This window comes from Streptomyces sp. NPDC007945, from assembly GCF_042958885.1.
Classification (GTDB): domain Bacteria; phylum Actinomycetota; class Actinomycetes; order Streptomycetales; family Streptomycetaceae; genus Streptomyces.
In genome coordinates, this window is sequence record NZ_JBIBJV010000006.1 from 537,566 (window position 1) to 557,506 (window position 19,941).

Genomic DNA, 19,941 nt, shown 5'->3' on the forward strand with positions numbered 1-19,941 from the left:
GGACGGGCACCGGGCCGGGACGGGGCGCGTGCGGGCGGGGCGCGTCAGGCGATCGAGGCCGAGACGATCGCGGAGACGGCGATGTTGCAGGACGCGGTCACCCAGACCGCCGGGTGCGGCTCCGGGTCCACCAGCGTGGCGCCCAGCTTGCCGGGCGTCACCAGGTCCACCACGAGGAAGGCGACCGCCATCATCACCAGGCCGAGGAGGCCGAAGGCGGCCGTGGAGGCGAGGCCCTTGCCGAAGTTGTCGTAGGTGGTCCAGATGGAGGTGAAGACGATCCCGCCGATGCCGAGCAGCGCGGAGCTGAGCAGGACGGCCGCGTTGCGGTTGCGGTCCTCCCATATCTGCCGGCCCAGCTTGCCGGGGGTCAGGATGTCCACCAGGACGATGCCGAGGATCAGCAGGACCACGCCGAGGGCGCCGTAGGCGGTGGCGCGGCCGAGGCCGTTGACGATGTCGGTCATGGGAAGCCGGCTCCGGAGAGTGGTGATCGCGAGCGATCGACGGTCGAGGACCGGCAAAATCTAGCGCACGGAACGCGCCGGTCCGCCGTCCGCCCGGAGATCGGGCCGACGGCGGACCGGAGGAGCCGCCGGAGACCGGCCGGCCGCTCCGGACGGGCCGGACCGGCCGGGACGGATCAGGTGCCAGGCGGCAGGCGCCCGGCCCGCGAACGGATCTGGAACGCGGTGACGATCTCCGCCGCCCCGACCGCGATCAGCCAGATCCCGCCGAGCAGGGTCAGCACCGCGACCGACTCCAGCGGGGAGACGATCAGCACCACCCCGGCCACGGCGCTCACGATCCCGAGGAACACCTGCCAGCCCCGGGCCGGCATCGCCGGGTCGGACGCCGCCGCCACGGTGTGGGTGATGCCGCGGAACAGCCAGCCGATGCCGATCCACAGCGCGAGCAGCAGGATCGACTGCGTCGCGCCCCGGAAGCAGAACAGACCGAGCAGGATCGACAGGGCGCCGCTGATGAAGGCCAGCACCCGCAGCGAGGTCGTGGCGTGCGTGCCGAACGCGGCGATCAACTGCGTCACACCGCTGAAGAGCAGGTAGAGGCCGAAGAGCACCCCGGCCGCCACCAGCGAGGCGCCCGGCCACACCAGCACGAGCACGCCGAGGACGAGTGCCACCACCCCGGCGAGCAGCAGGGCCTGCCAGGCCGCGCCGGCGAGCATCCGCAGCGGGCCCTGCGGCAGATCGGTCCCGGTGCGGCCGTCGTGCGGCCGTTCATGCGTGTGTGTCATGGGTTCCGTCTCCTCTCTCACGTGTCGGCCGGGGGTCACGTGCCCGCCGAGCGGGCGAACACCCCGGCGTAGGAGCGGAGGAAGAGCGCCTCGGCCAGCGCCATCCGCTCGATCTCCGTCGGGTCGACGCTCTCGTTGGGGGCGTGGATGAGGCAGCCCGGCTCCTCCACGCCGATCAGCGCGATCTCCGCCGAGGGGAAGTGGTCCGCGAGCACGTTGCACAGCGGGATCGAACCGCCCTGCCCCGACTGCACCATGTCCTTCCCGTACGCCTCGCGCAGCGCCGCGCCGAGCGCCGTGTACGCGGGCCCGTCGGTGCGGGCCCGGAACGGCTGCCCGGCGCTCTCCGCCTCCACCTCGACCCGCGCGCCCCACGGCGCCGCCGCCACCAGGTGGTCCGTGAGCGCCTTCCGGGCCTCCTCGGCGTCGGTCCCCGGCGGGACCCGGAGGCTGACCCGGGCCCGTACCCTCGCCTGCACGGCGGCGGAGGAGCCGACCACCGGCGGGCAGTCGATGCCGAGGACGGTGACGGCGGGCCGCGCCCACAGCTCGTCGGCGACCGACCCGGTGCCCACCAGCTGCACCCCGTCCAGGACCCCCGCGTCGGCGCGGAACTGCTCGGCCGGATAGGACACCCCGTCCCACAGGCCGTCGCCCGGGAGTCCCTGGATCGCGGTGTTGCCGTGCTCGTCGCGCAGGCTGTCCAGGATCCGCACCAGCGCGGCCAGCGCGTCGGGCGCCGGTCCGCCGAACATGCCGGAGTGCATCTCGCCCCGGAGCGTGGACACCGTCACCACCACGTTGGTGAGACCGCGCAGCGAGGTCGTGGTGGTGGGCAGCCCGAGGGCGAAGTTGCCGGTGTCGCAGATCAATAGCGCGTCGGCGTCGAAGAGTTCGGGTTGCAGCGGCACCAGCTGCTCCAGGCCGCCGGTGCCCTGCTCCTCCGAACCCTCGGCCACGAACTTGAGGTTGACCGGGAAGCCCGTGCCGTCCGGGCCGCCGAGCGCCCGCAGCGCCGTGAGGTGCATGGCGATGTTGCCCTTGCAGTCGGCGGCGCCGCGCCCGTACCAGCGCCCGTCCCGGGCGGTCAGTTCGAACGGCGGGGTCCGCCAGGCGGCGTCGTCGAGCGGCGGCTGCACGTCGTAGTGGCAGTAGAGGAGGACGGTCGGCGCGCCCTCCGGGCCCCGCCCGTGCCCCACGACCGCGTCCGTGCCGTCCGGGGTGGTGACCCGCCGCATGTCGCTCAACCCCGCCTCGGTGAAGGCCCGCACCAGGTAGTCGGCGGCCTCGTCGCACTCCTCGGGCGGGAACTGGCGGGGGTCGGCCACGGAGCGCATCGCGACCAGCGCGGCCAGATCCTCCTCGGCGCGCGGCATCAGGGCCCGTACGCGCTCCCGCAGCGCGGCGGTGTCGGTGGAATCGGCGGTCATGCGTACCCACTTCCCTCGGGGCCGCTCCCCGGTGGCGGGGCGGCGACAGCCACCCCAGTCAAGCAACGCGGGGTAAACGCCGCAAAACGTGACACGTGTGGAGTATTCGGTGGGCTCCCCGGCGGCGGCGGGCGACGGACCCGCCGACAGTGGAGGCGTACACGCTCCCTTCCCGCACCAGGAGAACCCCATGAACCGACGCGACCTCGGGCTGCTCGTGCTGAGGGTCGGCACCGGCGCCGTGCTCGCCGCGCACGGCACCCAGAAGCTCCTCGGCTGGTTCGGCGGCGGAGGGATCGAGGGCACCGCCCACGCCATGGAGGCCATGGGCTTCCACCCGCCCCGCGAGTCCGCCATCGCCGCCGGGCTCGGCGAGGCCGGCGGCGGCGTCCTGCTCGCCCTCGGCCTGGCCACCCCCGCCGCCGGCGCGGCCGCCGCCGGAGCGATGGCGGGCGCCGTCTCCGTGCACGCCCCCGCCGGCTTCTTCGCCCAGGCGGGAGGCTACGAGTACCCGGCCTTCCTCGGCTTCACCGCCGCCGCCCTCGGCCTCACCGGCGCGGGCCGCTACTCCCTCGACCACGCCACCGGACACGTCCTCGACCGCCCGTGGGTGGTGGCCACCGCCTTCCTCGGCTCCGCGGCCGCCGCCGCGGCCGTCGTCGGCCGACGCGCCCAGGCCAGGGCCGCCGCGACCGCGGGCGCCGGGGAGCCGGGCGACGACCACTGAACCCCGCGCGGGGCGTTAGGCTCGCCGCAGAGGAAGGGACGGACTCCGGGCAATGAAGATCGATCTCACGGACACCAACTCCAGCGCGATCAACAAGGCGATCCTGGAGGGCCGGAGAGCCGTCGGCACCCCCGCCGTCGGCGTGGTCCTCACCCTGGTGATCGTCACCGACGAGGAGAACGCCTACGACGCGGTGAAGGCGGCCAACGACGCGTCGAAGGAACACCCTTCGCGCATCCTCGTCGTCATCCGCCGCCGCGCGCTCTCCCCGCGCGAGCGGAACGTGACCCGGCTCGACGCCGAGGTCCGGCTCGGCACCGACGCCGGCTCGGGCGAGACGGTGCTGCTCCGCCTGCACGGCGAACTCGGCGCCCGCGCCGACTCGGTGGTGCTGCCGCTGCTGCTGCCCGACGCCCCCGTCGTCGTCTGGTGGCCGGTCGACGCCCCGGCGGTCCCCTCCAAGGACCCGCTGGGCGCGCTCGCCCAGCGGCGGATCACCGACGCGTTCGCGGTCGAGGACCCGCTCGGCGCACTGGCGGCGCGGGCCGCCTCGTACGCCCCCGGCGACACGGACCTGGCCTGGACCCGGCTCACCCCCTGGCGTTCGATGCTGGCCGCCGCCCTCGACCAGGCCGGCACGGACGTCCTCTCGGCGGCGGTGGAGGCCGAGGAGGCCAACCCCAGCGCCGAGCTGCTGGCCCGCTGGTTCGAGGTCCGGCTCGGCGTCCCCGTCGACCGGATCGTCTCCGAGGGCCCCGTCGTGACCGCCGTCCGCATGGGCACCCCGCAGGGCGAGGTCCGGATCGACCGCCCCGAGGGCCCGGTCGCCCGGCTCGCCATCCCCGGCCAGCCCAGCCGCGTCATGGCCCTCAAGGTCCGCTCGACCGCGGAGCTGATCGCCGAGGAACTGCGCCACCTCGACCCCGACGACGCCTACGCGGCGGTCCTGGAGGGCCGCCCCTTCTGAACCGCCGCGCCCGGCCGTGCGCCGGGAACGCCGAAGCGCCACCCGCCCGGCGGGAACGGGTGGCGCCGTCGTGGTCGGCCGTGGCCGTCAGACCCGCTGCCAGAGCGCCGGCACGTTCGGCGGCTCCCAGCCGGCCTGCGCCTGGTGGCCCTGGAGGCACCGGTAGGTGGAACCGCCGTACGTGACCGTGGCGCCGGCCGCGTAGACCGTCCCCGCCTTCCACGTGCCGCCCGGCTCCGGCTCGCCCGGGCCCGGGCCGGGGCCCGGGTCGGTGCCGCCGGTCCTCAGGGTCAGGCCGTAGGCCGACAGGATCGGGTTCAGCGGCTGGAAGTACGTGGTGCCGCCGCTGGAGCAGTTGCCGGAGCCGCCCGAGGTGACGCCCTGGGCCTGGCTGCCGGAGATGTACGAGCCGCCCGAGTCGCCGGGCTCGGCGCAGACCGTCGTCCGGGTCACGCCGGAGATCGTGCCCTCCGGGTACGTCACGCTCGTGTTGTGCTGCTGGACGGTGCCGCAGTGCCAGCCGGTGGTGGAGCCCGAGCGGCAGACGGAGGCGCCCACGGGCTGCAGGACGGAACCGGTGACCTGCACGTTCGCGCCGCCCGCCCCCTTCACGTACGGGGTGGCGGTCCAGCTGCTGTTGGCCGCGACCCACGCCATGTCGCTGCCGGGGAAGACCGAGGCCTGGAAGCTGCCCTGCGCGACCTGGTTGTAGCCGCTGGTGGTCTGGCCGGCGCGGCCGCAGTGCCCGGCCGTCGCGAAGCCCTGCGTCGTGCCCCGGGTCACCGGGAAGCCGACCGAGCAGCGCCCGCCGCCGCCCATGTAGTACGCGTCACCGCCCCGGAGGTCGTACAGCGGACGCGGCGCCTCGGCGCTCCGCTCCACCCGCACCAGCTCCCGCGGCACCCCGGTGGCCGCCGCCAGGCGGGCTCCGGCACCGGCCCGGACCTCCTCGACCACCAGCTGGTTGGCGCGCACGTCCACGTACCGCACCGGCGCGTCGGCGCCCGCGACGCGGTCGAGGGAGGCCTTCGCCCGCTCCAGGGAGGCCAGGTCGTGCCGGACGAGCCGGGCCGTCGCCCCGGCCGCCCGGATCGCGTCGAGGTCGGCGGCGCGGGTGGTGGCCACGGTCAGGGAGCCGGACTCGGCGCCCTCGACCCAGGCTCCCGCGAAGGAGCCGCCGATCCGGTCGCGGAGCCGGGCGGCGGTGGCGCCCGCCTCCGCCTCGTTGACGAGCCGGCGCTCTGCCTGGGCCCGGGTCAGGCCCAGGTCGCGGCCCATCGCGGCGAGCAGCTCGGGCTGCGCCTCGGCGGTGCCGAGCGCCCGCGCGGCGCCCTGCGCGGCGGGCGCGGTCCCGGGGGAGGGCTGCGCGGCGGTGGCGGACCCGGCCTGTAGCCCGGCCAGCACCATCCCGGCGGCGGCCAGCGCGGTACACGCCGCACGGGCGTGTCGTCGGAGCATGGGGAGTCTCCTCGGTTCTCGGTGGGGGATCTGCCGAGAACCGTAGGAACCGCCCCGGGACCCCGGGCACCCTCCGGCCCGCCCCCTCCCCGGAGTTATGGCCCCCAGGCGCCCGCCGGGACCCCGCCGTCAGGCCCCTGCGGCCTCCGTCCGGCCGGCGCTGCGGGCCAGGGCCTCCGCGTGGGCCTCGCGGGTGTGGGCGAGGACGGCGGGGGCGTGGGCGGCGGCGCGGCCCTCGGGGTGCCAGCCGAGGAGGTGGCGCCAGACGAGGGGGGTGCCGGTGAGGGGGCGGGTGACGATGCCGGGGGTGGCGGGGAAGGACGCCCGGCAGAGGCCCACGGCGCGGCCCACCTGGACCAGGTGGACGCAGGAGGCGGTGTCCGTCTCGTACACCCGGGCCGGGGTGAAGCCGGCCCGGACGCACGCGGCGGCGAAGCAGTCGCCGAAGCAGCCGTCGCCGGGCACGTCCGTCCAGTCCTCGGTGGCCAGTTCGGCGAGCGCGACCTGCGGGCGGGCGGCCAGCGGGTGGCCGGTCGCCAGCATCACGTACACGGGGTCACGGGCCACCTCCGTCCAGGCCAGGCGTCCCGCCTCCGGCGGGGGGCTCTCGCCGCAGACGCCGACGAGCGCGAAGTCGAGCCGTCCGGCGGCCACTCCGCGGGCGACCTCCCGCTCCGACCAGGAGGTGTACGTGGTCACCGGCGCGTCCGGCTCCGCCCGCGCGAGCCGGTCCACGAGGCCGCCGAGCAGCGGGCCGTGGGTGCCGCCGAGCCGGTGGCCGGCGGCGCCGTCGCGGGCGAACCGGACCGCCTCCTCCTGGAGTCCGCAGACGGCGGGCAGCACCACCCGCGCGCGTTCGAGGACCAGGTCGCCGAGCGCGGTGGCCCGCACGCCCTCCCGTCCGCGGACGAACAGGGCGCCGCCCAGGGCCCGTTCGATCCGTTTGAGCTGGGCGCTCAGCGCGGGCTGCGCCAGTCCGAGGGCGGTCGCCGCGCGCGTGAGGCTGCCGGCCTCGGCGATCGCCCGGACCGTCTTCAGGTGTCGCAACTCCAAGTCCATGCCGCCAGCTTGACGTCCGGCGGCTGGCAGGTCCAGACCAAGGACGGGGGTATTCGGGCTACCGGGCGCGGAGGCGCTCCGGCAGCCAGGCCAGCTGCGCGGCCTGCTGGAACACGCCGCCGCCCTCGTGGTCGTTGAAGTCGTAGACCTCGATCGCCTTGTCCTCGTGCGCGTACGCGTTGAACGCGGCGAACACCGTCGACGGCGGGCACGTCAGGTCCTCCAGGGCGGTGGAGAACAGCGCCGGAGCCGTCGCGCGGGCCGCGAAGTGTACCCCGTCGAAGTAGGCGAGGGTCTTCCGCACCCGCTCCGTCCGACCCCGGTGCGTCTTCAGGTAGTTGCCGATCTCCCGGTACGGCATCCGGTCCGTGACCGTCGTCGCGCGCGGGAAGTCGCACAGGAACGGAACGTCGGGCGCCACCGCCACCAGGTCCGGCACCAGCCCCGACACGGCGACGGTGATGCCGCCGCCCTGGCTGATCCCGGTCACCGCGGTACGCGCCGCGTCCACGAGCGGATGCGACCTGGCCGCCTCCACCGCGCGCACCGCGTCGGTGTAGACCCGCCGGTAGTAGTACGTCTCCGGGTCCTCGACGCCCCGCGTCATGAACCCCGGGACGGAGGGCGCGCTGCCCACCGGGTCCGCGGTGTCGCCCGGCGCCCAACCGCTGCCCTGACCCCGGGTGTCCATCACGAAGTGCGCGAACCCGGCCGAGGCCCACAGCAGATGGCTGTGCGCGAGCCCGCGACCCCCGCCGTACCCGAGGAACTCCACGACGACCGGCAGCGGCTCGGTGGTGCCCGCGGGTATCACGAACCAGCCCTTGACCGGCTGCCCGTCGAAGCCGGAGTACGTCACGTCGTACGTCTCCACCGTCGCGAGGCCCGTCGCCACCCGCTCGAAGCGGGCGGCCAGCTCGTGCTTGCGCGCCTCGCCGAGCGTCCCCGCCCAGAACGCCTCGAAGTCCTCCGGCTCGACCGACGCGCCCCGGTACTCGCGGAGCTGTTCGAGGGGCAGGTCGAAGAGGGTCATGCACACCACCTGATCGGTCGTCACGTTCGAAATGTCGACCGGTCGGACCCGGCCCGACCCACCCTAACCTCCACATACGCCAGGCCGATCCTCGATCTTCTGTCCAGACCCGAGCGAGCCTTGTTCCCAGCGGGCGCCCCGGGGGGTCAAGGTGGGGGCCGAACAGCGAAGAACGGAGGGGTGTGGTGATTGTCGGAGTCCTCAAGGAGGCCCGGGACGGCGAGCGGCGGGTGGCCGCGACGCCCGTCACCGTCGAGAAGATCCGGGGGCTGGGATACGAGGTCGTCGTCGACCCGGGCGCGGGTGCCGCGGCCGGCTTCGCCGACGCCGCGTACGAAGAGGCCGGCGCCCGCGTCGGCGAGGCGGTCGAGGCGGACATCGTCCTGGGGGTGAACGCCCCGCCGCCGGAACGGCTCGACCGGGCGCGCCCCGGGGCCACCGTCATCGCCCTCTTCGCCCCCGCGATCTCCCCGGAGACGGTCGAGGACCTGGGCCGGCGCCCCCTCACCGTCCTCTCCATGGACGCCGTGCCCCGCATCAGCCGGGCCCAGTCCATGGACGTCCTGTCCTCGATGGCGAACATCGCCGGATACCGCGCCGTCGTCGAGGCGGCCCACGAGTTCGGCCGCTTCTTCACCGGTCAGGTGACCGCGGCCGGCAAGGTGCCGCCGGCCCGGGTCCTCGTCGCCGGCGCGGGCGTCGCCGGCCTGGCCGCCATCGGCACCGCGGGCTCGCTCGGCGCGATCGTCCGCGCCACCGACCCGCGCCCCGAGGTCGCCGACCAGGTCCGCTCGATGGGCGGCGAGTACCTGTCCATCGAGTCGGCCGAGGCGGAGGTCTCGGCGACCGGCTACGCCAAGGAGATGGGCGACGACTACAAGGCCCGCGAGGCCGCCCTCTACGCCGCCCAGTGCCGCGAGGCCGACATCGTCATCACCACCGCGCTGATCCCCGGCCGCCCCGCGCCCCGGCTGATCACCGCGGAGATGGTCGCCACCATGAAGCCCGGCTCGGTCATCGTGGACATGGCCGCGTCCAACGGCGGCAACGTCGAGGGCTCCGTCGCCGGCGAGCGCACCGTCACCGCCAACGGCGTCACCATCCTCGGCTACACCGACCTGGCCGGCCGCCTCCCCGCCCAGGCCTCCCAGCTCTACGGCACCAACCTGCTCAACCTCCTGAAGCTCATGACCCCCGGGAAGGACGGCACGCTCGTCCTCGACTGGGACGACCCGGTGCAGCGCTCCGTCACCATCGTGCGCGACGGCGAGACGACCTGGCCGCCGCCGCCCGTCCAGGTCTCGGCCGCCCCCGCGGCGGCGGCCGCCGCCGCGCCGGCCCCCGTGTCGCCGGTGAAGACCCCGATGAGCCAGGGACGCCGCTTCACCGCGGTCGCCCTCTCGGCCCTCGCGCTCTTCCTCGTCGTCGGCTTCGCGCCCGCCGCACTCCTGCCGCACGTGACCGTCTTCGTGCTCGCGATCGTGATCGGCTACTACGTGATCGGGCACGTCCACCACGCCCTGCACACTCCGCTGATGTCCGTCACGAACGCGATCTCCGGGATCATCGTCGTCGGCGCGCTGCTGCAGATCGGACACGGCGGCACCGTCGTCACCGTGCTCTCCGCCGCGGCCATCCTGCTGGCGAGCATCAACGTCTTCGGTGGTTTCGCGGTGACGCGCCGCATGCTTGCAATGTTCAACAGGAGCTGACATGTCCGCCACACACGCTGCGCAGGCGGCCTACCTCATCGCCGCCGTCCTCTTCATCCTCGCCCTCGCCGGACTCTCCAAGCACGAGTCGGCCCGGCTCGGCAACGCGTTCGGCATGCTCGGCATGGGCGTCGCGCTCGTCGCCACCGTCGTCCTCGCCGCCGACCGGGGCATCGCCGCCGGCGCCGCCGGACTCCTCGCCGCCGCGATGCTCGCCGGAGCGGTCATCGGCATCTGGCGCGCCCGCGGCGTCGAGATGACCGGCATGCCCGAACTCATCGCCCTGCTCCACTCCTTCGTCGGTCTCGCCGCCGTCCTCGTCGGCTGGAACGGCTACCTGGAGGTGGAGCACCACCCGAGCGGCGCCGAGGCCAAGGCCCTCGACGCGCTCGGCACCCTCGGCATCCACCACGCCGAGGTCCTCATCGGCGTCTTCATCGGCGCCGTCACCTTCACCGGCTCCGTCGTCGCCTACCTCAAGCTCGCGGCCCGCATCAACTCCAAGCCGCTCGTGCTCCCCGGCAAGAACGCCCTCAACGTCGGCGCGCTCGTCGTCCTCCTCGTCCTCACCGTCCTCTTCACCATCGAGCCCAACCTCTGGCTGCTCGTCGCCGCCACCGCCGTGGCCCTGGCCCTCGGCTGGCACCTCGTCGCCTCCATCGGCGGCGGCGACATGCCGGTCGTCGTCTCGATGCTCAACAGCTACTCCGGCTGGGCCGCCGCCGCCTCCGGCTTCCTCCTCGGCAACGACCTGCTGATCGTCACCGGCGCCCTCGTCGGCTCCTCCGGTGCCTACCTCAGCTACATCATGTGCAAGGCGATGAACCGGTCGTTCCTGTCCGTGATCGCCGGCGGCTTCGGCATCGAGGCCCCGTCGAGCTCGGACGTCGACTACGGCGAGCACCAGGAGATCACCGCCCAGGCCGCCGCCGAGGCCCTCGCCAACGCCCGCTCCGTCGTCATCACCCCCGGCTACGGCATGGCCGTCGCCCAGGCCCAGTACCCGGTCGCGGAACTCGCCTCCAAGCTGCGCGCCCGGGGCGTCGAGGTCCGCTTCGGCATCCACCCCGTCGCCGGCCGGCTCCCCGGACACATGAACGTCCTGCTGGCCGAGGCCAAGGTCCCGTACGACGTCGTCCTGGAGATGGACGAGATCAACGACGACTTCGCCGACACCGACGTCGTCCTCGTCATCGGCGCCAACGACACCGTGAACCCGGCGGGCGCCGAGGACCCTTCCAGCCCGATCGCCGGCATGCCGGTGCTCACCGTCTGGGAGGCCGGCCAGGTCATCGTGTTCAAGCGCTCCATGGCCTCCGGCTACGCGGGCGTGCAGAACCCGCTGTTCTTCCGGGAGAACACCTCCATGCTCTTCGGCGACGCCAAGGACCGGGTCGAGGCCATCGTCAGCGCCCTCTGACACCGCCGCACACCGTCGCACCCTGCCGCCGCCCGCTGTCAGCGGGCGGCGGTATCGTCGTCCCGGCCGAGGGGACGGCGAGGGGGAGGGGCGGCATGGGCGTACGGACGGTGGGCCCCGCGTGGGCCGGGCAAGGACCGGGGCACGGCAGCGTCGAAGGCCCCGCCCGGAGACGGGTCGACCGGCTGGTGCCGGGCGTCACCGGCGTCACCACGTACGGGCCGCTTCGCCGACGACGGCACCCGGGGCGGCGCCCCGACCCTGACGGACCACGCACGCACGAGCCTGGACGTGATGCCATGACCACAGCGGTGCACACCGGATTCGCCTCGCCCCTCTCCCTCCTCGGGGACTGGGAGAAGCAGGTCGAAGGACCCCTGAGGGAGTTCCTCGTCCTCGGCCACACCATCGACCTCCCCTTCCTCGAAGCCGTCGCCGTGCCCAGGGCCCGCACGCTCGGCGCCCGCGTCGCGATCCTCGGCGACGCCGGACCCGCCCCGCACGAGACCGCCGACGTCCAGCTCGCCGGGCGCGGTTACCTCCACGGAGTCGCCGCCTGCCACGGCGCCTTCCGCCCCGAACTCGCCCTGCTCCTCGGCGACGACGCCTGCCGCGTCGCCATCGGCTCCGGCTCCGGCGACCCCACCCGGTCCGGCTGGGACACCGACGACGAACCGTGGACGATCGTCACCACCGACGACGGCGCCTCCCATCCACTCCTCGCCGACCTCGCCGACTGGCTGGAGGCCCTGCCGGACGCCGTCGCCATGACCCCGTGGTGGGCGGACCACCTGCGCCACCTCGCCGAGCTGCTCACCGTCCTGCACTGCGAGGCCCCGCCCACCGCCACCGCAGGGCCGGAGGTGGAACTGGCGCACAACCTGCGCGAGCCCCTGATCACCCGCCTTCCCGAAGGGCCGGTGGACGAACTCCGCCTGTACGCCCCCTTCGTGGGCCCCTCCGGAGAGCTCCTGCGCCTCCTGCGCGAGCGGCTGTCCCCCGGGGAGATCACCCTCGGCGTCCAGCCCCGTCGTACCGGCTACGACTTCGCCGGCGTGCGCGAGGCCCTCGACGGGCACCCCGCCGCCCGGGTGCGCGAACTCACGGAGAACCGCGGGCGCCAGGGCAGGCTCGTCGAATGGCGCGTCGGCGACACCTGGCACGCCCTCACCGGCAGCCCGGACCTCACCAGGGCCGCCCTCGCCCGCGCCGTCGGCGACGCCACCGGCGGCACGGTGGAAGGGGCCGCCCGGAACTGCGAACTCGCCGTCATCGCCCACGGCACCACCCCGTTGCTTCCGGACGAGGGCCCCGTCCGCCCCGTCCCGGAACTCACCGGGTCCACCGTGGCGCCCCGGGACGCGACGGAGGCGCCCCCGGCGCTCGTCCTCCTCGGCGTCCGCGCGCACGGCCTCCTCCTGGAAGCCGTCCTCGGCCGCCGACCCGTAGGGGCGGAGGTCACCGTCGAGATATCCACGGACGGCGGGGCCCCCGGCTCGTGGCACCCCCTCGGGACGATCCCGGCCGACCGGAACACCGGCGCCTTCCGGTGGACCGTGGCCCCGGGAGCGGCCGTGCGGGCGAGCTGCCGGCCGGCCGACGGGACGCACGTCGAATCCGCCGCGGCCTTCCTCTACGACGCCGAGGGCTGCGCACCGCGCGGCGCCGCCGACACCGCGCCGCGCCTCTCCGGCGGCTACGCGGTCGACGACCTGTTCCGGGACCCGGCCGCCGCGCGCCGCTTCGAGCAGGAGATCGCGAGGCTGCGCGAGCTCGTCGTCACGGACGCGGCCACGGGCACGGGCGCCCCGGGCGCGCCGGTGCCCGGCACCGCGTCCCCGACGATGGCCGAGTGCGTCCGGGCACTGGGACCGGAGCTCACCGAGGTGGCCTACGGCCCGCTCGCGACGGACCTCCCCGGCCTGCCGCGGATCCCGGCACAGCGCCGCCGGCAGCACTCGGAGCACGTCCCGACCGACGCGGACGCGGCGGCCGAGGCGGAGGACGACACGGAGGAAGCCGCCCCCGAGGCGGGGGAGGGCCCGCTGCCCGAGAGCGCCCGCGAACAGGCCCGCGCCTGGATGGCCCGGCTGGCCCGGCGCCTGGCGACCGAGGCGGCGCAGGCGTCGGAGGCCACCGGCGGGGCGGAGCGGCCCGCGGCCGTACGTCCCTGGTCGCCGCCGACGACGCTGCTGGTCACCGCCCTCCACCTCCAGCTGCTCGCCGCCGGCGCCTGGGACGAGGACGACTACGGCTGGCGCGCCGTCACCGCAGACCTCCTGCGCGCCCTCGACGCGGCGGACGAGGCCGCGTCCGGACCCCACCGGCAGCGGATCGACGCGGTGACCGCCGTCTGCGTGTCCCTCCTCGGGCTGCACGGCGAGTTCGAGGGGCCGGAGGCCGAGCCGGTCGCGGCGGCCGCGTGGCGGACCGCCCGGGCCGCGGTCGCCCGCGCCGAACCGGAGGACGCGGCGGACCTCTGCCTCCCGGCGGGCCGCCGGGGCGCCCCCGTGGCCCCCGTGGCCGACGTCGAGGCCCTCACCAAGCGGGCCCGGGCCGTGCCCGACCCGATGGCCGAGGCGCACCGCGCCCTCGCCGCCGCCCACCTCGCCGCGCGCCACGAGTCGGGGGTCTGGGAGCTCACGGGCGAGTTCAGCAACCCGCAGGCGGCCTGCGCGAAGGCGGTCACGGTCCTGGCCGGCCTGCCCGACGGGCTGTGGCCCGGGCCGGTCCTGGTCCGCGCCCATGCCCGGGGCACCGGCGTCCCCTGCTTCATGGCCTGGAGCCGCCCGCTCCTCGTCCGCCGGCGGGGCAGGGCGTGGAGCAGCTTCCGCATCCTCGCCCCGGCGACCCCGCTCGCCACCTTCCAGAACGGCGCCCCCCGCCCCACCGCCCAGGGCGCCCGGTCCGAGCGCGACCTCGGAGACCTCCTTGCGGCCGCCGGCCTGGACCCCGTCCCGCTCTTCGTCCACCTCCAGAGCTGACCACCCCGCCCCCGTCCCGCCGGCTTCCGGGCGGGACGGGGGCGGGACGCGGCGGGCCCTCGGACCCGCCTACGCCAGAAACTCCCGTGCCCCTCGGAGCCGGGTCCTCAGCCGCTGCCGGGTGGCCCGGCCGTCAAGTCGCACGTCCAGCGCACCGGGCAGTCCGCTCTCGGCCCGGAGGCCGGTGGGCAGCGCGGCGGGATCGAGCCCGTCCCGGCGCGCGACGAGCACGCCGAGCGCGTGGCGGCTGACGCAGTCCGGGCCGGCCAGGTGGAAGACGCCGCGGTGGCCGGACAGGGCGAGCTCCCAGAGGGCCGACGCCAGATCCGTGACGTGGACGGGGCAGCGCACGTCGTCCGTGAACAGCGCACCGACCCGCGTCCCCGCCGCGAGCTCGTGGACGACCCGTTCGTGCGGGGAGGCGCCGTCGCCGATGATCAGGGAGGTCCGGGCGACGGCGGAATCGGGGTGGAGCAGCCGTACGGCGCTCTCCGCGGCCGCCTTGGCGGCACCGTACGGGGTGACCGGGTCCGGAAGCGCCGTCTCGTCGTAGCGGACGGCCGCCCCGGAGAAGACCGCGTCGCTGGACACGTGCACCAGTCGGACGCCCCGCCGCGCCGTCGCCACGGCGAGGCGGATTGCGCCGTCGGCGGTCACGGCCCAATCCGCGTCGCCACTGGAGGCGTTGACGACGACGCTCGGAGCCACGTGGTCGAGCACCGCCTCGATCCCGCGGGCGTCCCGCAGGTCGAGCCGCCGCCAGCCGTCGCCGGCGCCCTGCGGCGCGCGGGAGTGGAACGTCGCGACCACGGCGCGCCCCGTGGAGGCCGCCTGTCGTACCAGCTCCGAGCCGAGGAAGCCGTTGCCGCCGATCACCAGGGCCGTCATGGGGCCACGGTACGGCCCCGGGAGGCCGGTGTACCGAGGGTGTGGCCCCTGGGGCGCATGGCTCGGCGCGGGGTGCGAAGTTGCACGATGGACGACCGGCGTTGCGGCGGAACGACGCGGGCCGGTGCCCGAAGAGGTGACGTCAGGATCCCGCTTCTGCTCGTACTGCTTCTGATCCTCGTGCTCTTCGGAGCCGGCTTCGCGGTCGAAGTCCTGTGGTACATCGCCCTCGCCGTCCCGGTGATCTGGGTGCTGGGCTACTTCGTCCGCGGCTCGCAGGGACGCCGGTACCGCTGGTGACACGGTCGATCCGCCCGCCTCAGCCCTCCACACCGGTGGCCGAGTGGGAGGATCCGACCGGCTTGGACTCCGGGGAGCCCCGCTGGCGCAGGTACACGGAGAGGATGGCCATCGCGCAGACGGCGAGGAGCTCCGACTGCCAGTTCTGGAGCGAGCGGCTCCAGAAATCGGACGACGCGAGATAGGTGGTCCAGTCGAGGGGCGCCTGGAGTTGCCGCAGGCGCTGCCCGTTGTACGCGGCGACGCCGGCGACGGACTGGGCGAACCACGACAGGAAGAAGAAGACGGCCATCGTCAGGCCCAGGGACCGGGAGTAGAGGCCCTGACGCCAGTCCTTCGTGCCGGCCCAGCGCGGCGAGTCGGAGCGGGCGTGATCGCCCATCTTCTGGTCGCGGTCGCTCTCCGTGCCCGCCCGTTCGAGCGGCTTCGACTCGGGCGAGCCGCGCTGGACGAGGTGCACGGTGCCGAACACGTACAGGAAGAACTGCAGGAACTCGGACTGCCAGTTCTCCGTGACGTCGACGGCGAAGTCCGAGGACATCAGGTAGGCGCCGAACCCGACCTGCTGGAGACCGTCGACGGCCAGCTGCTCGTTGAACTCGGCCCGTCCGGCGACCGCCTGCGCGGCGAGCACCACCAGGAAGGCGCCGCCGAAGACCAGCGTCAGGCTGTTCGCACGCCAGAACCCCGGCCCCTCGGTCCGGACGCCCGGGACGCTCGTGCTGCTCATCGGTGCATCGCCCCGATCACCGTGAAGTAGGCGAGGCCGCCCAGGATCGTCAGCACGACGCCGAGGAACATGGTCCTCATCCCGTCATCCTCCCTTCAGCGAGCACCGGTACGGCTCGTCCGTGGACTGCGCGGCGCAGCCCGCCGCGGTGACCTTCCATCCGTCGTCGAACCGCGACAGGAAGACCGTGTCGCCCGCCGTGCGCAGCAGGGCGTCGTTCCCGTACACGTCGACGCCGTGCGCGGGCCCGGCCGGCGGCAGGCCGAGTTCGCGCAGGGCAGGGCCGCACGGCCCCTTGGCGTCCTCCTCCACCTCGTCGCGGGTCTCTGGGGCGAGCAGTTCGCAGGCGGCGCGGTAGTCCCCGGCGGCCAGCGACGCGGCGAAGCGGCGCCCCGCGGAGGCGGCGCCGTCCTCGCGTGCCGGGGACGCTCCGCAGCCGGAGAGGGAGGCGGCGACCAGCAGCACGGCGGCCGCACGCAGAGCCAGCGACATGCCCTCACTGTGCCCGGGGGTCGGCCGGGTGCCGCGCCGCGCCGCCGTCGGCGCCGCGGCCTTCACCCGTTCGCGCTCTCCCGCGCCGCGCCGTCGCCCGCGCCGAGCCCCGCCGTCACGCGGATCAGTCCGCCGGGGCCGTGGAGGGGGAGGAGGTCGGCGGCCTGGAAGACGTTGGTCAGGGCGGTCTCCAGGGCGGTGTGCAGGCCGGGGATCCCGGCCGCGGTGCAGACGTCGGGATCGGCGGCGTGGGCCGTGATGATGGGACGGATGAGGGGGTCGGCGTGCCAGGAGACGACGACCGCCCGGCCGTCACGGGTGGTGGTCAGACCGCTGTCCGGCCCGAACCCGGCCTCGGCGAGCAGGAAGTGGACCTGGCGGAGGAGGTCATGGGGCACGATCGTCTCCGTGGGGGGCGGCCGGGAACTCCAGGAGGCCACCGGTGTGCGTCCGGGCGAGCAGACGGGCGACCTGGGCGCTTGCCGCGACGACCGACAGTCGGCTGCGCCGGGCCGTGGCGAGCAGCCGGGCGTGCAGCAGCGCGTTCAGCCCGGAGGAGTCGCAGAAGGAGACGCCCGACATGTCCAGCGTGACGGGGGCACCGCGGCCTCCGAGGGACAGGGCGGCCGTGAGGACGGTCTCCAGCTCCTCGGCGGTGTCCAGGTCGATCTCGCCGCTCAGCCGCACGGCCATCCCGGACCCGGTGGGCTCCGTCCGGTGGCGCAGCCGTTCGGGGGCGCGGCCTCCCGGGGACGCGGGGGGTGGTGGGGCGGGAGAGCGGGTCATGCCTCCTCCTGGGGCGGAGGGCCTGTCCTCCGAGTCTGCGCCTCCGCCGCATACCGGTCAACAGTTACGTGAAATGCCCTTCGCATGATCCGTGGGGCAGGGGGAAGAAGCCCGTCATGCAGGGCAAGGGAACAGGCCCGGGGTGGACCTTCCTCACCAGCCACGCACGGGTGTTGCTGGCGATCGCCAGGGACCCCGGGATCCGGCTGCGGGACGTCGCGTCGCACTGCGGCGTCACCGAACGCACCGTGCAGAACATCGTCGCCGACCTCGAAGCGGGCGGGTACCTCACCCGGAGCCGGGCCGCCGACGGCCGCCGCAACGTCTACCACATCGACCCGGCCGCGCCCTTCCGGCACCCGGCCGAGTCCGACCACGAGATCGCGGGGCTCCTCGCACTCCTCGGACCCGGGCCGGACCACGCGCCGCGCCACGACGATGAGCGGCAGGACCCTCGGGGCCGGTGACGGGCCGGCGGGGCCTCAGGCGAGGCCCCGCCGCGTGGCGTCGCCGAGGGCCGCGCGGAGGCACGGCAGGGTGTCGCGGTCGAACTCGCCCCGGGACGGCCGGCAGCCACGCGCCCGGGGGAGCGGAGGGATCACGGGAGACCGAGGAGGCCGGCGTCAGACCGACGGACGTTCGGCGTCGACGCGGACCCGGACGACGGCGGCCGAGGAGGGCGTGCGGCGGACGGTGACCTCCTGGGCGAGCAGCGTCACGAGATCCCACCAGAAGACGTACGGACCGCGCCCGGCCGGCGCGGGGAACGGCGGTCGGGCGTCCCTGACCAGGATGTCGAGTCCTTCGGCGGCGAGCCGCAGCTCCAGCACGCAGCCGCCGCCGACGTGGGCGACGAGCTCGCTGGCGATCAGCGCCGCGTCGTCCTCCGACGTCCGGCTGACGACGTGGCCGACGAGCAGGGCCTGGTCGGCCAGCCGGTGCACCTCGCGCCGGGCCTCCGCCGCAGCCCCGGGGCCCGGCGCGGGACGGCACCACCGCCGCAACCAGAACTCCACCCTCAGCACCTCCTCGACCGTCGTTCCGTCCCCTGCGTCTGCCCCGCACCCGGACGGCGACGCGCCCCGCCCCCGGCGTCTTCCCGTCAGGGGAGGGGGGTTCCGCCGGTGGCGTTGACGATCTCGCCGGTGATGTAGGAGGCCCGGTCGGAGGCGAGGAAGACGTAGGCGGGCGCCATCTCCGCGGGCTGGGCGGGCCGGCCCAGCGGCGACTGCTCGCCGAACGTCGACGGGTCCGGCATCGTCGACGGGATCAACGGTGTCCAGACGGGGCCGGGGGCGACGGCGTTGACCCTGATGCCGCGTTCGGCGAGCATCTGCGCGAGGTTGTGGGTGAAGGAGACGATCGCGGCCTTCGTCATCGCGTAGTCCAGGAGGTGCGGGCTCGGCTGGTAGCCCTGCACCGACGTGGTGTTGATCACCGATCCGCCGCGCGGCATGTGCGCCAGCGCGGCCTTGGTGAGCCAGAACATCCCGTACAGGTTGGTCCTCATCACCCGGTCGAACTGCTCGGTGGTGATCGCCTCGATCCCGTCGGGCTGCGCCATCTGGTACGCGGCGTTGTTGACGAGCAGGTCGATGCCGCCCAGTTCGTCCACCGTCCGGTCGACGAGGGCCGTGCACTCGTCCTCGTTCCGGATGTCGCACGCGACGGCCACGGCCTTGCGGCCGGCCTCGCGGACCAGGCGGACGGTCTCCGCCGCGTCCTCCGCCTCCTCGGCCAGGTGGGTGAGGACGACGTCCGCCCCCTCCCGGGCGAAGGCCAGGCAGACGGCCCGCCCGATCCCCGAGTCGCCGCCGGTGACCAGCGCCTTGCGGCCGCGCAGCAGGTCGTGGCCCTCGTAGGTGTCCTCGCCGTGGTCGGGACGGGGGTCCATGGCTTCGGTCGAGCCGGGAGGGTCCTGCTGCTGATCCGGGAACGGGGGACGGGCGTGGAGGGACACGGGGTCGGTGAGGTGGCTCTGGTCACGGGACGGCATGGGGTGACTCCTTCGGGGTCGTGGTCGTCGACGGTGCGTCAGGAAGGGGGGTAGGGAGTGGACTTGAGGAGCCGCGCCAGGTGGGCGGTGTTCGCCGCGAGGGTCTTGGTGGCGGCCGCGGTCTTCTCGGGCGTCTTCTCCAGGTCCTGGTAGTCGGTCCCCTGCATGGCCTCGCCGACCCAGTAGGTGACGGCGTTCGGGGCGAGGGAGAAGCCGACGTCGTTGAGGCCCTGGAAGAGGTCGGCGCTCACGTTGTGGGCACCGTCCTCGTTGCCGACGACGCACACCGCGGCCGCCTTGCCGTAGGTGAGCATGCGGCCTTCGTCGTCGCTCTCGCCCAGCTCGGCGTCGAGCCGTTCGAGCACGCGCTGGGCGACGCTGGAGGGGTGGCCCAGCCAGATGGGCGTCGAGAGCACCAGGATGTCGCTGTCCAGGATCTTGTCGCGGATCGCCGGCCACGCGTCGCCGTCCCCCATGTCGACCTCGACGCCCGGTTTGACGTCGTGGTCGGCGATCCGGATCACGCTTCCGGTGACGCCGTGATCGGCGAGAGCGGCCATGGTCTGCTCGGCCAGCAACTGGGAGCTGGACGGCTTGGGGGACGGGGAGAGCGTGCAGACCAGCGCGAGGGCGCGCAGGGGCGTGGTGTCGGTCGTGGTGTCCATGGCGTGCGGCTACCCGGAAGCCCGCCGCACATCCCC

At 74.7% G+C, this 19,941-nt stretch carries 21 protein-coding genes; 7 read left to right on the forward strand and 14 right to left on the reverse strand.

Translation table 11 applies throughout. The features are described from left to right. Nucleotides 1-44 precede the first annotated feature (44 nt). The 3 genes from ACFZCF_RS22110 to ACFZCF_RS22120 all read right to left on the reverse strand — a co-directional run bounded on the left by ACFZCF_RS22110 (nucleotide 45) and on the right by ACFZCF_RS22120 (nucleotide 2,688). Nucleotides 45-467, reverse strand: coding sequence for a DUF350 domain-containing protein (locus ACFZCF_RS22110; protein ID WP_189851624.1), 423 nt, complete (start codon nucleotides 465-467; stop codon nucleotides 45-47). A gap of 176 nt (nucleotides 468-643) precedes the next feature. Continuing rightward, entirely contained in the window at nucleotides 644-1,258 is a 615-nt protein-coding gene (locus ACFZCF_RS22115) for a DUF308 domain-containing protein (RefSeq protein ID WP_391288180.1), read from the reverse strand. Nucleotides 1,259-1,293: 35 nt separating this feature from the next. Further along, nucleotides 1,294-2,688 carry a M20/M25/M40 family metallo-hydrolase gene (locus ACFZCF_RS22120; RefSeq protein ID WP_391288182.1) on the reverse strand — a complete coding sequence of 465 codons (1,395 nt, stop codon included), beginning with the start codon at nucleotides 2,686-2,688 and terminating at the stop codon, nucleotides 1,294-1,296. Nucleotides 2,689-2,878: 190 nt separating this feature from the next. On the opposite strand from ACFZCF_RS22120, the gene ACFZCF_RS22125 reads away from it, so the two are divergent. Together ACFZCF_RS22125 and opcA are read left to right on the forward strand one after the other, a co-directional pair. Next, entirely contained in the window at nucleotides 2,879-3,415 is a 537-nt protein-coding gene (locus ACFZCF_RS22125) for a DoxX family protein (protein ID WP_388448210.1), read from the forward strand. 52 nt (nucleotides 3,416-3,467) lie between these two features. Then, a complete protein-coding gene (opcA, locus tag ACFZCF_RS22130) occupies nucleotides 3,468-4,382 on the forward strand; it encodes a glucose-6-phosphate dehydrogenase assembly protein OpcA (RefSeq protein ID WP_388448212.1) in 915 nt (304 codons plus the stop codon). An 87-nt stretch (nucleotides 4,383-4,469) separates the two neighbouring features. Here opcA and ACFZCF_RS22135 read toward each other — a convergent pair whose 3' ends face one another. The 3 genes from ACFZCF_RS22135 to ACFZCF_RS22145 form a co-directional block, all read right to left on the reverse strand. Continuing rightward, nucleotides 4,470-5,840, reverse strand: a complete 1,371-nt coding sequence (locus ACFZCF_RS22135) for a carbohydrate-binding protein (protein ID WP_391288186.1) — start codon at nucleotides 5,838-5,840, stop codon at nucleotides 4,470-4,472. 129 nt (nucleotides 5,841-5,969) lie between these two features. Further along, nucleotides 5,970-6,899, reverse strand: coding sequence for a LysR substrate-binding domain-containing protein (locus tag ACFZCF_RS22140; protein ID WP_391288188.1), 930 nt, complete (start codon nucleotides 6,897-6,899; stop codon nucleotides 5,970-5,972). Nucleotides 6,900-6,957: 58 nt separating this feature from the next. Further along, a complete protein-coding gene (locus ACFZCF_RS22145; RefSeq protein ID WP_388448686.1) occupies nucleotides 6,958-7,932 on the reverse strand; it encodes an acetylxylan esterase in 975 nt (324 codons plus the stop codon). A gap of 185 nt (nucleotides 7,933-8,117) precedes the next feature. Here ACFZCF_RS22145 and ACFZCF_RS22150 point away from each other — a divergent pair, with 185 nt between their 5' ends. From ACFZCF_RS22150 to ACFZCF_RS22160, 3 genes are all read left to right on the forward strand, one after another. Then, nucleotides 8,118-9,644 (forward strand): Re/Si-specific NAD(P)(+) transhydrogenase subunit alpha, encoded by a 1,527-nt coding sequence (locus ACFZCF_RS22150; RefSeq protein WP_391288263.1) that lies wholly within the window; start codon nucleotides 8,118-8,120, stop codon nucleotides 9,642-9,644. 1 nt (nucleotide 9,645) lies between these two features. Beyond that, nucleotides 9,646-11,064, forward strand: a complete 1,419-nt coding sequence (pntB, locus tag ACFZCF_RS22155; protein ID WP_388448218.1) for a Re/Si-specific NAD(P)(+) transhydrogenase subunit beta — start codon at nucleotides 9,646-9,648, stop codon at nucleotides 11,062-11,064. A gap of 299 nt (nucleotides 11,065-11,363) precedes the next feature. Then, nucleotides 11,364-14,048: a hypothetical protein gene (locus ACFZCF_RS22160; RefSeq protein ID WP_391288191.1), complete on the forward strand. Its 2,685-nt coding sequence runs from the start codon at nucleotides 11,364-11,366 to the stop codon at nucleotides 14,046-14,048. Nucleotides 14,049-14,117: 69 nt separating this feature from the next. Here the strand turns inward: ACFZCF_RS22160 and ACFZCF_RS22165 are convergent, their stop codons facing one another. Beyond that, nucleotides 14,118-14,936, reverse strand: a complete 819-nt coding sequence (locus ACFZCF_RS22165) for an SDR family oxidoreductase (protein ID WP_388448222.1) — start codon at nucleotides 14,934-14,936, stop codon at nucleotides 14,118-14,120. 87 nt (nucleotides 14,937-15,023) lie between these two features. On the opposite strand from ACFZCF_RS22165, the gene ACFZCF_RS22170 reads away from it, so the two are divergent. Further along, on the forward strand, nucleotides 15,024-15,236 hold the full coding sequence (locus tag ACFZCF_RS22170; protein ID WP_388448224.1) for a hydrophobic protein: 213 nt from the start codon (nucleotides 15,024-15,026) through the stop codon (nucleotides 15,234-15,236). Nucleotides 15,237-15,255: 19 nt separating this feature from the next. Here ACFZCF_RS22170 and ACFZCF_RS22175 read toward each other — a convergent pair whose 3' ends face one another. From ACFZCF_RS22175 to ACFZCF_RS22190, 4 genes are all read right to left on the reverse strand, one after another. Next, on the reverse strand, nucleotides 15,256-15,966 hold the full coding sequence (locus ACFZCF_RS22175) for a DUF6766 family protein (RefSeq protein WP_391288193.1): 711 nt from the start codon (nucleotides 15,964-15,966) through the stop codon (nucleotides 15,256-15,258). Nucleotides 15,967-16,050: 84 nt separating this feature from the next. Continuing rightward, nucleotides 16,051-16,458: a hypothetical protein gene (locus ACFZCF_RS22180; RefSeq protein ID WP_388448227.1), complete on the reverse strand. Its 408-nt coding sequence runs from the start codon at nucleotides 16,456-16,458 to the stop codon at nucleotides 16,051-16,053. A 62-nt stretch (nucleotides 16,459-16,520) separates the two neighbouring features. Then, nucleotides 16,521-16,856: a hypothetical protein gene (locus ACFZCF_RS22185; RefSeq protein ID WP_391288195.1), complete on the reverse strand. Its 336-nt coding sequence runs from the start codon at nucleotides 16,854-16,856 to the stop codon at nucleotides 16,521-16,523. After that, complete coding sequence (locus tag ACFZCF_RS22190; protein ID WP_391288198.1) at nucleotides 16,846-17,244, reverse strand: anti-sigma factor antagonist; 399 nt, start codon at nucleotides 17,242-17,244, stop codon at nucleotides 16,846-16,848. The genes ACFZCF_RS22185 and ACFZCF_RS22190 overlap by 11 nt, the downstream gene beginning before the upstream one ends. A 116-nt stretch (nucleotides 17,245-17,360) precedes the next feature. On the opposite strand from ACFZCF_RS22190, the gene ACFZCF_RS22195 reads away from it, so the two are divergent. Beyond that, on the forward strand, nucleotides 17,361-17,711 hold the full coding sequence (locus tag ACFZCF_RS22195; protein WP_391288199.1) for a MarR family transcriptional regulator: 351 nt from the start codon (nucleotides 17,361-17,363) through the stop codon (nucleotides 17,709-17,711). A 156-nt stretch (nucleotides 17,712-17,867) separates the two neighbouring features. Here ACFZCF_RS22195 and ACFZCF_RS22200 read toward each other — a convergent pair whose 3' ends face one another. The 3 genes from ACFZCF_RS22200 to ACFZCF_RS22210 form a co-directional block, all read right to left on the reverse strand. Then, on the reverse strand, nucleotides 17,868-18,260 hold the full coding sequence (locus ACFZCF_RS22200; protein ID WP_391288201.1) for a hypothetical protein: 393 nt from the start codon (nucleotides 18,258-18,260) through the stop codon (nucleotides 17,868-17,870). Between the two features lie 86 nt (nucleotides 18,261-18,346). Continuing rightward, entirely contained in the window at nucleotides 18,347-19,240 is an 894-nt protein-coding gene (locus tag ACFZCF_RS22205; RefSeq protein WP_391288203.1) for a glucose 1-dehydrogenase, read from the reverse strand. Nucleotides 19,241-19,278: 38 nt separating this feature from the next. Continuing rightward, a complete protein-coding gene (locus ACFZCF_RS22210) occupies nucleotides 19,279-19,905 on the reverse strand; it encodes an NAD(P)H-dependent oxidoreductase (protein ID WP_391288205.1) in 627 nt (208 codons plus the stop codon). Nucleotides 19,906-19,941: the final 36 nt, after the last annotated feature.